Origin of the sequence: Haloplanus vescus (assembly GCF_900107665.1) — an archaeon.
In the GTDB taxonomy this organism is placed as follows: Archaea; Halobacteriota; Halobacteria; order Halobacteriales; family Haloferacaceae; genus Haloplanus; species Haloplanus vescus.
Window position 1 is genome coordinate 19,460 of record NZ_FNQT01000006.1, and the last position, 12,562, is coordinate 32,021.

Annotated in this window: 11 protein-coding genes; 7 read left to right on the forward strand and 4 right to left on the reverse strand. The window is 67.6% G+C overall.

The features are described from left to right. Positions 1–14: 14 nt before the first annotated feature. Positions 15–200 carry an HVO_0416 family zinc finger protein gene (locus tag BLU18_RS13575; protein ID WP_092635820.1) on the reverse strand — a complete coding sequence of 62 codons (186 nt, stop codon included), beginning with the start codon at positions 198–200 and terminating at the stop codon, positions 15–17. Between the two features lie 63 nt (positions 201–263). Continuing rightward, positions 264–1,769: a carboxypeptidase M32 gene (locus tag BLU18_RS13580; RefSeq protein WP_092635822.1), complete on the reverse strand. Its 1,506-nt coding sequence runs from the start codon at positions 1,767–1,769 to the stop codon at positions 264–266. A 98-nt stretch (positions 1,770–1,867) separates the two neighbouring features. Between BLU18_RS13580 and BLU18_RS13585 the strand changes: the two genes are divergently transcribed. The 3 genes from BLU18_RS13585 to BLU18_RS13595 all read left to right on the forward strand — a co-directional run bounded on the left by BLU18_RS13585 (position 1,868) and on the right by BLU18_RS13595 (position 4,581). After that, a complete protein-coding gene (locus BLU18_RS13585; RefSeq protein WP_092635824.1) occupies positions 1,868–3,181 on the forward strand; it encodes a divalent metal cation transporter in 1,314 nt (437 codons plus the stop codon). Continuing rightward, positions 3,178–3,735, forward strand: a complete 558-nt coding sequence (locus tag BLU18_RS13590) for a hypothetical protein (protein WP_092635826.1) — start codon at positions 3,178–3,180, stop codon at positions 3,733–3,735. The genes BLU18_RS13585 and BLU18_RS13590 overlap by 4 nt, the downstream gene beginning before the upstream one ends. Before the next feature lie 117 nt (positions 3,736–3,852). After that, the gene (locus tag BLU18_RS13595; RefSeq protein WP_281241043.1) at positions 3,853–4,581 is read left to right on the forward strand and encodes a DUF4382 domain-containing protein; all 729 of its coding nucleotides are present in this window, start codon (positions 3,853–3,855) and stop codon (positions 4,579–4,581) included. Positions 4,582–4,599: 18 nt separating this feature from the next. Here the strand turns inward: BLU18_RS13595 and BLU18_RS13600 are convergent, their stop codons facing one another. After that, entirely contained in the window at positions 4,600–5,688 is a 1,089-nt protein-coding gene (locus tag BLU18_RS13600) for a M20 family metallopeptidase (protein WP_092635830.1), read from the reverse strand. Positions 5,689–5,747: 59 nt separating this feature from the next. Here BLU18_RS13600 and BLU18_RS13605 point away from each other — a divergent pair, with 59 nt between their 5' ends. Further along, positions 5,748–7,613, forward strand: coding sequence for a PINc/VapC family ATPase (locus BLU18_RS13605; RefSeq protein ID WP_092635832.1), 1,866 nt, complete (start codon positions 5,748–5,750; stop codon positions 7,611–7,613). Here BLU18_RS13605 and BLU18_RS13610 read toward each other — a convergent pair. Next, positions 7,610–7,897 (reverse strand): winged helix-turn-helix domain-containing protein, encoded by a 288-nt coding sequence (locus BLU18_RS13610; RefSeq protein WP_092635834.1) that lies wholly within the window; start codon positions 7,895–7,897, stop codon positions 7,610–7,612. The genes BLU18_RS13605 and BLU18_RS13610 overlap by 4 nt on opposite strands. A gap of 164 nt (positions 7,898–8,061) precedes the next feature. On the opposite strand from BLU18_RS13610, the gene BLU18_RS13615 reads away from it, so the two are divergent. The 3 genes from BLU18_RS13615 to BLU18_RS13625 all read left to right on the forward strand — a co-directional run bounded on the left by BLU18_RS13615 (position 8,062) and on the right by BLU18_RS13625 (position 12,404). Next, a complete protein-coding gene (locus BLU18_RS13615; protein WP_092635836.1) occupies positions 8,062–10,155 on the forward strand; it encodes an acetate--CoA ligase family protein in 2,094 nt (697 codons plus the stop codon). Between the two features lie 102 nt (positions 10,156–10,257). Further along, positions 10,258–10,572 carry an EMC6-like membrane protein gene (locus BLU18_RS13620; protein ID WP_092635838.1) on the forward strand — a complete coding sequence of 105 codons (315 nt, stop codon included), beginning with the start codon at positions 10,258–10,260 and terminating at the stop codon, positions 10,570–10,572. Between the two features lie 2 nt (positions 10,573–10,574). After that, positions 10,575–12,404: a ribosome biogenesis/translation initiation ATPase RLI gene (locus BLU18_RS13625; protein WP_092635840.1), complete on the forward strand. Its 1,830-nt coding sequence runs from the start codon at positions 10,575–10,577 to the stop codon at positions 12,402–12,404. Positions 12,405–12,562: the final 158 nt, after the last annotated feature.

Here is a 12,562-nt window from a genome sequence, read left to right on the forward strand (position 1 = left end):
GCTCGGGGGAACCGCTACGACGCGGGGTCCCAACCGCAGACCGAACAGTCGGCCGCGGTTTCGTCGTGCAGCGCCCCACAGTCCGGGCACTGCAACTTGTTATACGACCGCTCCCAGCGTACCGCTGTGGTCTCGTGGCCGTTGTCCGCGAGGAACTGGTCGAACAGTTCGTCGTCGTGTTCGCTGGGTCCGGCTGCCATACATGCTATGGTATGACACACCACTACTTAGGCGTATTGGTTAGTGTAACGTTCACACACCACTCACAGTTCGTACAGGTCGCCGTACTTCGCCGTCGCGTAGTCGACGAAGGCGTCGGCGGAGACGCCCTCGCCCGTTGCGCGCCGGACGAGTTCGTTCGTCTCGTAGCGCTTGCCGTGGCGGTGGATGTTCTCGGTCAACCACTCGTGGAGCGAGTCGAACTCGCCCGCGCGAATCTGGTCGTCCAGTCCCTTGATATCGTCCGCGGCGGCGTCGAACAGTTGCGCCGCGACGACGCTACCCAGCGAGTAGGTGGGGAAGTACCCGAAGTTGCCGTGTGACCAGTGGATGTCCTGCAGGCAGCCCTCGGCGTCCGTCTCGGGGCGCACGCCCAGATAGGACTCCATCTTGTCGTTCCAGACGGCAGGCACCTCCGACACGTCGAGGTCACCCCGAATCAGGTCGCGTTCGATTTCGAACCGGAGGACGATGTGAAGGTGGTAGGTAAGTTCGTCCGCCTCGACTCGAATCAGGTTCGTCGGGTCCACGGCGTTGACCGCCTCGTACGCTTCGCGGGGACTCACGTCGTCGACGCCGGGGAAGGCATCGACCACCGCGGGCAGGAATCCCTCCCAGAACGCCGTCGACCGGCCGACGTGATTCTCCCAGAGTCGGGACTGCGACTCGTGGATGGACAGGTCGCGCGCCTCGCCCAGCGGCGTCCCGTACGCGTCGTCGGGCAGGCCGAGGGTGTACGTGGCGTGGCCGAACTCGTGGACCGTCGACAGCAGGGCGCCGATGGGGTCGGCCTCATCGTAGCGAGTCGTCACCCGCGCGTCGAACTGCGTCCCCGTCGAGAACGGGTGCGGTGCGATGTCGAGGCGTCCCCGTTCCCACGGGTAGCCGAGTCGGTCCAGCGCCGTCCGCATCAGCGCCTCTTGGCTCTCGGTGTCGAACGGGCCGTGCGCGGTGAACGCGTCGGTCGCGAGGTCGGCGTCCGAAGCCCGGATATCGTCGACCAGCGGCACCACCGCGTCCCGCAACGTCGTCAACACGTCTTCGGCGTGCGAGAGCGGGAGGCAGGGTTCGTACTCCTCGAACAGCACCTCGTAGGGGTCGCGGTCGGGGTCGACGTGTTCGGCGTACCGCCGCTTCAGGTCGACCAGCTCCTCCAGGTGTGGGGCGAACGTCTCGAAGTCGTCCGCCGACTTCGCCTCGCGCCACGCCGTCAGCGCCTCGGAGGAGGCCGCCGAGATGCGCTCGACCAGGTCGGTCGGGACACATACTGCGCGCTCTTGCTCCCGGCGCACCTCGCGAACGACCGCCGCTCGGTCGTCCTCGAGGCTCGACTCCGAGAGGTCGTCGAGGAGTCGCCCGAGCTCGTCGTCGGTGAGCAGGTCGTGATGAACCGCCGAGAGCGTCGAGAGTTGCTGCGAGCGGGCGGGCGTCCCGCCCTCCGGCATCATCACCTGCTGGTCCCACGAGAGCACTTCGCGGGCCTTCGAGACGTTCGTGAGTCGACCGACGTGGTCGAGCAAGTCGTCGTACGCGTCCGTGGCGTCGCTCATGTCCCAATGTCACGCCGGACGGTACTAAACCTCGCGTCGGTAGTCGGTGCTACCACGGAGTGGTAACACCTATACGCGCGAGGCATCCACCGGGTGGTATGGATACGAACGACGCGGGCCTCGGAAGCCGACTCGCGGCCTATCTCTCCGGGATGGGGCCGTCGTGGGTCGCCGGCGCCGTCGCCGCCGGGCCGGCCACCATCGCCAGTCTCGTCACCGCCGGCGCGCTCTTTGGCTACCAACTGCTCTGGGTCGTCGTCCTCTCGGCCGGCGCGGGGGCGCTCACCCAGTATCTCGCGATGCGTCTCGGCCTCCTGACCGAACGCGGCATCGTCGCCGTCGTCGAGGACCACCTCGGCGAGTGGTGGGCGTGGCTACTCGTCGCCGACGCCGTCATCGCCGCCGGCGTCGCGCAGTTGGTCATCATGAAGACAGTCGCCACCGTCTCGTCGACGGTGACGGGCGTCGACGCGCGAATCTGGGGTGTCGTCTGGGCGCTCGTCCTCGCCGTCGGCCTCGCCGGACGCGGCTACCGCTTCCTCGAAGTCGCGGCGAAGACCATCGTCGCCCTCGTCATCGTCGCCTTCGTCGCCAGCCTGTTCGTCGTGCCCATCGATCCCGGTGCCGCCGTCGCCGGCCTCGTCCCCTCCGTCCCCTCGGGCGGTGCGCTCGTCGCCGCGGGCATCCTCGGTGGCGCCGTCCACATCACGCTCATCACCATGCACTCCTACACGATGCGCTCGCGTGGCTGGACTCGCGACGACTACAGCCTCGCCGCCTTCGACGTGGGCGCCTCGATGCTCGTCGCCTTCGGCGTCTACTCGCTCGCCATCTTCCTCGTGACCGCGAGCGTCCTCACCTCCGCCGACCTCTCCACCGTCGGCGCGGCGCAAGCGCTCGGTCCGTTGGTCGGCCCCAGCGCGAAGTGGCTGTTCCTCCTCGGTCTCTGGGGTGCCGCCGTCTCGACGCTCGGCGGTAACACCATTGTCCCGCCCTTCCTGCTGGCCGACAAGCTCGGCTGGGGGACGACCATCGACGACTCGCGCTACCGCGGGCTGCTCGTCGCGGCGGCGCTCCTCTCGGCGCCCGGCGCATTCATCGGCGGCGCCGTCCTCGGCCAGCTCGTCCTCGTCCTCGCACTCGGCACCGTCGGGACGCCCTTCGCCATCGCCATCGTCCTCTACCTGCTGAACTCGGACGCCGTCCCCGACCGCAACTCGACGCTCGCGAACGTCGGCGGCGTCGCACTCTTGCTCGTCACGGGCACCCTCGCCGCCAACTTCGTCCGCTCGCAGGTCGCCGGCGGCATCGGCCCTCTCTCGGGGGTCGTCCTCGCGTTCGCCGCCGCCCTCGCCCTCGCGATGCTCGTCTTGCTCGCCAAGTTCGTCCGCGAGGAAGTCGTCGCCGCGTGACCGACACCGCTCCACTCTCAGGGACGACGCTCGTCGTCGGCCCCTCGAACGCCGGCAAGACGCGACTGACCGCCCGCACGCTCACTCGGTGGCTCGAACGCGAGGGCCACGAGGGCGTCGTCGTCTTCGATTTCGCACCCGAGGTGGAGCGCGACGGCCAGATTCTCGGCGGGCGACTCGACCGCTTCGTCACGCTCCCCGACGACGTGTGGCGGGGCGTCCTCGACGCCCACGCCCCCCGCACCACCGGCGACACCGACGACGAGGCCGTCGAACTCGCCGTCGACAACGCCCGCCGGGCCGCCGACCTGTTCGATGCCGCCCCCGCCGACCCGCGGGCGGTGTTCGTCAACGACGCCACCATCCCGTTCCAACACCCCGACGCCGACCCGTCGCGCCTCCGCGACTACTGTTCGGGGGCCGAGGTGGTCGTCCTGAACGCCCTCGAAGCCGACGCCATCGTCGGGTCGGACCCCGTCTCCGAGGCGGAGCGGGCGACGCTCGACGCGTTTCGGTCGTGGGCAGATCGGGTAGTCGAACTCGACGGCGCCTGACGGCCACCAGACGTATCCGCGGCAGGACCCGAGTGAAGGTATGGTATCGACACTACGACGGCAGTCACGACTGCGTCAGACGGGGAGCCAGCCACAGGAAGTGCGGCCGGGTTCGGCATCACGGCGCTCGCCGGCTGTTCTGGTGGCGGGGGCGACGGCGGAGCGAGTGGCGGAAGCGACGGTGACACGGACGATAGCGGCGGCGGGAGCGACGGTGGGAGCGGTGCACTCGGTGCCTTCCGACTCCTCATCAGCGACCAGCCAGCGGCCATCGAGGACTTCGAGTCGCTGGACGTGACGCTCTCCTCGGCTCGCGTCTTCCGGGCCGAGGAGGGCGAGGAAGTCACCTCGGCGGCGGTGACCGGGACGGCGTCGACGGTGACCGAGGAGAGCGACGACGAGGACGACAGCCGCGGAGTCGTCGAATTCGACCTCGACGACGTCACCGTCGACCTGACGCAGGTGGTCGGCGACCGGGCCGTCTCGGTGCTCGAAGGCGAACTTGAGGCGGGCCGGTACTCCGGCATCGAGCTCCGCGTCGCGAGCGCCGAGGGCGTCGTCGACGGCGAGAGCGTCGACGTGATGGTGCCGAGCGACCGACTCCGCATCGTCAGACCGTTCGAGGTCGCGGCCGACACCGAACTGGAGTTCGTCTTCGACATCAACGTCGTCCGCAAGGGGCAGAGCGGCGAATACAACCTCCTGCCCGTCATCGGGAAAAGCGGCGTCGCGGGCGAGGACGTGGACGTCGAGGAGGTCGACGGCAACGAGTCGGCGGGGACGGCGACTGGCACCGCGAACGCGACTGCAACGCCGACCGCGAACGCGACCGACACGTCGAACTGAGACTGGCGAGGCCCGCAGTCACGCCGCCCCGGTCGGGTGTGACTCCGCGACCCGTCGATAGATTTCTTCGCACCGCTCCAGAACGTCGATAGCGACGCTCTCCGCCGCGGTATGGGCCTCGCCGGGTTCGGCGGCGCCACAGACGACGCAGGTCGTCCCCGCCGCCGCCAGCCACCCCGCGTCGGTCGCGTGCGGCTTGGCGACGCGTTCGGGGGCGTCGTCCTGCGTGTCTCGGGCCGCCGCCAGCACCGTCTCGGCGAAGGCGGCGTCGTCACACGCCATCGGCGGGAGGTCCTGGTCGACGACCCACTCGACGCCCGGCACCGATTCGGTACGCTCCAAGTCGGCCCGCTCGCCCGGGACGGTGCGCTCGTCGACCGTCACCGTACAGCGCTCGGGGACGACGTTCCACGCCGACCCGCCCTCGATTTCGGTGACGGCGACGCTCCCCCGGAGGTCGCGCCCGAGCACCGTCGTTTCGGGTGCATCGAGGTCGCGAACCACGTCCACGGCGTCACAGGCGCGATACACCGCGTTCTCGCCGGCCTCGGGTTCGCTGGCGTGGGCGCTCTCGCCCGTTGCGACGAGCGTACTCCCGCGTCGGCCCTTGTGGGCGACGGCCACGTCGGTGACGCCGGGCGCGGAGTAGCCGGTCGAGCCCTCGCCGACGACGGCGTAGTCGGGGGCGAAGCCCGCGTCGATGGCCTTCCGCGCTCCGACGCCGCCCTGTTCCTCGCCGACGAAGGAGGCGAAGACGAGTTCCGTCGCGGGGTCGGCGTCGCGGAAGGCGACCATCGCGGCCGCGAGGCTCCCCTTCATGTCGGCGGTGCCGCGCCCGTGGAGGCGGCCGTCGCGCTCTTCGACGACGTACTCGTCCCCGCCGCAGGCGACCTGTTCCTCGGCGGGGGCGACCACGTCGTGGTGGCCGACGAGGGCGAGCGAGTCGGTGCCCGACCCGCGCCGCGCTATCACTCCGGAGTCGTCGTGGCGCACCGTCGCGTCCGTCTCCTCGCGGAGCCACGTCGCGACGGCGTCGCCGGCCGCGCGCTCGTCCTCGTGACTCGGAATCGAGACCAGTCGGCGCGTCAGGTCCAGTACCTCGCTCATGACGGCAGGGAGGGGCGGCGCTTGAATACCCTTTTCCGTCTCGCCCCCCGACTCAGTGTATGAACGTCGTACCGGACACGAGCGCGGTCATCGACGGCCGCGTGTCCGAACGCGTCGACTCTGGAGCCTACGAGGGTGCGACGATTGTCGTCCCCGAGGCCGTCGTCGGCGAACTCGAGTGGCAGGCCAACGAGGGCCACGACACCGGCTGGGAGGGCATCGAGGAGCTCCAACGGCTGGTCGAACTGGCCGACGAGTCCACCATCTCGGTCGAATATCACGGGAAGCGACCCAACGAGGGACAGAAACGCGACGCCGACGAGGGCGAAATCGACGCCATCGTCCGGGACGTGGCCGCCGACCTCGGCGCTACGCTCCTCACGAGCGACGTGGTGCAAGCCGAAGTGAGTCGCGCGAAGGGGCTGGACGTCGAGTACGTCGAACCCCGCGGGCGCGACGCCGACGGACTGGAAATCGAGCAGTTCTTCGACGAGACGACGATGTCCGTCCACCTCCGCGCGGGGTCGAAGCCGAAGGCCAAACGCGGCGCTATCGGCGACATGCACTACGAGGTCATCCGCGACGAGGTGACCACCGAAGCGGAGATGAAGGAGTTCGCCCACGACGTGGCGGAGACGGCCCGCGCAAGCCCCGACGGCTTCGTCGAACTCGACGAACCGGGCATGTCCATCGTCCAGTACCGCTCGTACCGCATCGCCGTCGCTCGTCCGCCCTTCGCGGACGGCTTCGAGATTACGGCCGTTCGGCCCATCGTCAAGACGGACCTCGAGGACTACGAGTTCGCCGAGGACCTCAAAGAGCGCTTGCTCGAACGCCAGCGTGGCGTCCTCATCTCCGGGGCGCCCGGCGCCGGGAAGTCCACCTTCGCACAGGCCGTCGCGGAGTTCCTCGCCGACAACGACAACGCGGTCAAGACGATGGAGAAACCCCGCGACCTGCAGGTCGGCCCCGACATCACCCAGTACACGGCGCTCGGGGGCGACATGGCCAAGACGGCCGATTCCCTCCTGCTCGTCCGCCCCGACTACACCATCTACGACGAGGTGCGCAAGACCGACGACTTCGAAGTCTTCGCGGACATGCGCCTCGCGGGCGTCGGTATGGTCGGCGTGGTCCACGCCACCCGCGCCATCGACGCCCTCCAGCGACTGGTCGGCCGCGTCGAACTCGGCATGATTCCGCAGGTGGTCGACACCGTCGTCTACATCGAGGACGGCCGCGTCGACACCGTCTACGACGTGGAGACCGAGGTGAAGGTCCCCGAAGGCCTGACCGCTGAGGACCTCGCCCGCCCGGTCATCCAGATTACCGACTTCGAGACGGGGAAACCCGCCTACGAAATCTACACGTTCAACCGACAGGTCGTCACCGTCCCCCTCGAAGACGGCGGCGGGTCGTCGGAGACGGGCGTCTCCCGACTCGCGCGCAAGGAGGTCGAACGCGAGATTCGGTCCATCGCTCGCGGACACGTCGAAGTCGAGCTCAAGGGTCAGAACGAGGCCGTCGTCTACGTCGAGGAAGACGACATCTCCTACGTCATCGGCAAGGGTGGCGGTCGAATCAACGATGTCGAGGACCGACTTGGCATCTCCATCGACGTGCAGACGCTGAGCGAGCGCCCCAGTAGTGGGAGTAGCAGTGGCAGTAGCGGCGGTGGCGGGGCCAGTGGTGCCACGCAGGGAACTGTCGTCACGCCGGAAGTCACCTCGCGACACGTCGTCGTCGATGTGGGCGACGGTGCAGCGGTCGGCGAGACGGTGGAGGTCCGCGCCGACGGCGAGTATCTATTCACCGCGACGGTCGGTCGCGGCGGCGAGATTCAGGTGTCACGCGGGAGCGCCATCGCGGACGAACTCGAACGCGCTATCGACGAGAAACAGCAGATTCGCGTCGTTTCGAGTTAGTCACACTCGACGCAGGCCGCCTCGACGTCGGCGTCGGCGTCTTTGGCTAGTGCCGTTTCGTTGAGCTGGTAGAGATTCTGTCGTGCGTCGGCGAAGTAGACGTCCTCGTCTACGATACCGATTTCTTCGAGTCGTTCGAGCGCGTATCGGACCGTTCGAGCCGACAGCATCGACTCTTCGACGATCCCCTTCTGTGTCAACGAGCCGTTGTATTCGAGGACCTTGAAGACCAATTTCGCGCTCGGCGGGAGGTCGTCTAGACCCTCCTCGTCAGTTCCAGCCATCACCCGAAACCAGTAGGGCCACGGGCTTAAATGTTCACAGACACGGAACAAACGTTTGCGTACTCGTCACGATTAGTCACGAAAGTTCGACACCCAGCGTATCGCCCCTCGACAATAGTGCCACTAAAGCCACGATTAATGAGGGGGGTGGAAGTTGGTAGAGTATGTCACGACAACTCGACTCACTGTTCGACCCGTCGTCGCTGGCCATCGTCGGCGCCAGCCCCGATTCGTGGTACTCCTCCCGTATCACGGACAACCTCCTCTCCTACGGCTACAACGGTGACGTCTACCTCGTCAACCCGAACCGCGAGGAGGCGTGGGAGCGGCCCTGCTACGACTCCGTCTCCGACCTCCCGGAGGTGGTCGACCTCGTGGTCGTCGTCGTCCCCCGCGAACACGTCGTCGACGTAGTACGTGAGTCCGGTGAGGTTGGTGTCCCCGCCGCGCTTGTCATCACGACCGGGTTCAGCGAGGCCGACGAGCACGGCGCCGAACTCGAAGCCGACCTGGAAGCCACCGCCGCCGAGTACGACATCAGCGTCGCGGGGCCGAACTGCATCGGCCTCGCCAACGCACAGGCGGGGACGGTGTTGACCGGCCTCTGCTCTCGCGAACCCGAACCCGGGAACATCGGCCTCGCCAGCCAGTCTGGCGCCCTCTCCTTTGCCACCTTCTACGAGAACGCCGCCGACGAGGACACCCACTTCTCGCACGTCATCTCGACAGGCAACGAGGTGGACCAGAGCCTCGCGGACTACGTGGAGTACATGGCCGCCGACCCCGACGTCGACGTCATCTGTACGTACATCGAGGGCGTGACCGAGCCACGGCGGTTCATCGAGGTAGCCCGCGAGACGGTGGCGACGGGGACGCCCGTCCTCGCCGTGAAGGTCGGGAGTTCGGACGTGGCGCAGGCGGCCGCCGAATCCCACACGGGGTCGCTGACCGGCAACGACGCCGCGTGGGACGCCGCCTTCGGTCAAGCGGGCATCGAGCGCGTCCCGGACATCCCCGACCTCACGACGCGGGCGCAGGCCCACGCTGCCTTCGACCCGCCGGACTCCCGGCGCGTCTGCGTCGCGTCGACCAGCGGTGGCCTCGCAACGCTCTTGGCCGACTTGGCCGAGGAGCGCGGCCTCGAACTCCCGTCGCTCGACGACTCGACGGAGACGGCCCTGCTGGAGATGGACGACCTGCTCACCTTCGGCGAACTCCACAACCCGGTCGACATCCGCGCGGCCGGCGCCGAGGTGCTGACCGAGGTGGCGGACGTGCTCTTTGCCGACGACAACTTCGACGCCTACGTCTTCGGCATCGGCCTCTCGATGGTCGACGAGGACGCCGACGCCATCGCGGACCGCTTGCTCGAACTCGGCGAGATGACGGACGACCCCGTCATCTTCCTGTGGACGGGTCGGAAGGAACCGGACGAACTCGACGACCCCCAGCCCTACGAGCGAGTTCGTGCCGAGTACCCCCTCTACTACGAGCCGACCAAGTCCATCGACGCGCTGGCGTCGCTGGTCAACTTCGACGAGGCACGCGACCGACTCGTGGGCCGCCCACCCTTCGAGCTCGACGAGGCGAACGGCTCCGACCTGCCGAGCGACACCACGCTCACGTGGTCGCAGGCGACGACCCTGCTCGACGACTACGGCCTCGACCTGCCCGCCACTCGGTCGGCGTCGTCGAGCGAGGAGGCCGCCCGCTACGCCAGCCAAATCGGCACGCCCGTCGTGATGAAGGTGGACTCGCCCGACATCGCCCACCGCAACCAGGTGGGGGCGGTCCGGGTCGGCGTCGAGTCGCCCTCGGCGGCCCAGCGAGCGTACGAGGAAATCGTCGCGAACGTCTTCGAACACGACCCAGAGGCGACCATCGAGGGCGTCCTCGTCCAGGAGATGGTCGAGAGCGGCGTCGAAGCGCTCGTCGGTGCGTCACAGGACCCGAACCTCGGCCCGGTCGTCACGCTGGGGTCCGGGGGGACGCAGGTGGAGGCACTCCAGGACACCACGCACCTCATCGCCCCCTTCGGCAAGGGCGACGCCTACGGCGCCCTCAAACGGACGGACATCCCGGCACGCTTCGAACACGAGTTCGGGCCCGACGCGTCGCTGGATAGCCTCGCCAACCTCGTCACCAAAGTGGGGTCGCTCGTCGCCAGCCGACGCGACGTGGCGGAACTCGACCTCAACCCCGTGATGGTTCGCCCGGAGCGGAGCGTCTGCGTGGACGCGTTCGTCCGCACCGACTGAGCGCGCCGTGAACGGGTAGTGTCGGTCGACTCCGATACGCGCTGTATCGGTCGCGTTCCCCGTATCGAACACCTTTTCATTCTCGCCGTCGGAGGGTCCTGTATGGCTACGGAAACGCAAACCGGTCTCACGGGGCACGTCCGCGGGGTGACGGTCACCACGCTGGCCTGCCTCGGCGGCGTCGCGGCAGCGCTCGCCGCCGCCGTCGTCGTCGGGACCAGCGCCGCGGCCGCCACGGACACGCAGACGCTGTTGCCCGTGGTCGCCGCAGTCGCCATTCAGTACCCCATCCTGAAGGCGATTGGCGTCGATACCGGCGACTTCGGCGCGAAGGACCACCTCTACGTCGGGTTCATGACGTTCGCGCTCTGGTTCATAACCTACGCAATTCTCCTCACCACTGGCGCGACCCTGTAATCATGGCCGATGACAGTATCGCGGTCGTCGACCTCGACCGGTGTCAACCCGACCGCTGCAACTACGAGTGTGCGAACTTCTGCCCGCCGAACCGAACGGGCGAAGAGTGCATCGTCACCCTCGAAGAGCGTCACGACGACCCCGACCTCTACGAGGGTGGCCCGGAGCAGATTAGCATCTCCGAGGAGCTCTGTCTGGGCGAATCCTGCGGTATCTGCGTCGAGAAGTGTCCGTTCGACGCCATCGAAATCATCAATCTCCCCTCCGAACTGAACGACGACCCGGTCCACCGCTACGGCGAGAACGCCTTCTCGCTCTACGGCCTGCCGATTCCGGAGTCCGGCACGGTGACCGGGCTGCTCGGCCCGAACGGCATCGGGAAGTCGACGGCCGTCCACGCCCTCGCGGGCGAGATGGTCCCTAACCTCGGGCAGTACGATGACGACCCCGACTGGGAGACGGTGCTTGACCAATACCGCGGCACCGCGCTCCAGAACTACCTCGAACGCCTCATCGACGACGACGTCACCGTCGCTCGCAAGCCCCAGTACATCGACCGCATCCCGGACCAGTTCGATGGCAACACGCGCGCGCTCCTCGAACAGACCGACGAGCGCGGCGCCGTCGACGACCTCATCGATCGGCTCTCCATCCGGCCGGTCATCGACCAGCCCATCGACACGCTCTCTGGGGGCGAACTCCAGCGTGTCGCCCTCGCGGCGACGCTCGCTCGCGACGCCGACTTCTACTTCCTCGACGAAATCACGCCCTACCTCGACATCGGACAGCGCGTGACTGCGGCGCGTCTCATCCGCGAACTCGCCGACGAGGAGGACCGTTCGATGCTCGTCGTCGAACACGACCTTGCCGTACTGGACTTGCTCGCCGACCGCCTCCACGTCGCCTACGGTGAACCCGGGGCGTACGGCGTCATCACCGACCCCAAATCGGTGCGAAACGGCATCAACGAGTACCTACAGGGCTACCTCGACAACGAGAACATGCGTATCCGCCCGAACGAAATCACGTTCGAGGAGCACGCGCCTCGCGAGTCGGTGTCGGGGACGCCGCTGGTGGAGTACCCCGACATCTCGAAGTCCTACGGTGAGGGCGAGTTCTCGCTCGACGTGGAGGGTGGCACCATCTACGAGAGCGAGGTGCTCGGCGTGGTCGGGCCGAACGGTATCGGGAAGTCGACGCTCGCGAAGCTGTTCGCGGGGTCGCTCGAACCCGACGGCGACGAACTCGACTTCGAACTCGACATCGCCTACAAGCCTCAGTACATCGAGGTGGACCAGCCGATGCGCGTCGACATCTTCCTCTCCTCGATTACCGACGACTTCGGCACCTCGTTCTGGAACACGGAAATCGCCAAGCCGCTCCAACTGGAGCGCATCATGGAACAGCAGCTGACCGACCTCTCGGGCGGGGAGCGTCAGCGTGTCGCCATCGCGGCCTGCCTGTCGAAAGAGGCCGACCTCTATCTGCTCGACGAACCCTCGGCCCACCTCGACGTGGAACAGCGTGTGCAGGCCACCACCGCCATCCGGCGCTACGCCGAGAACCACGACGCCACCGCGATGGTCATCGACCACGACATCTACATGATCGACCTGCTGGCCGACCGCCTGATGGTGTTCGACGGCGAACCCGCCGAACACGGCCACGCCTCGACGCCGCAGGACATGCGCTCGGGCATGAACGACTTCCTCGCCGACCTCGACATCACGTTCCGGCGCGACGAGCGGACGGGCCGCCCCCGCATCAACAAGCCCGAGAGCCAACTCGACCGCGAGCAGAAGCGAGAGGGCGAGTACTACTACGCGCCCTGAACGCGACTGCCCGCCACTCGCGCACGACCGCCACACCGTTTACGTCGACGCGACCCAACGCCCAGCCATGGCAGAGTCTCCCACAGCAACCGAGGACGACCTCGAACGCCCCAAATTCCGCGGGTGTGTCGTCTGTTACTCCGTCGAGATGGTCGCCT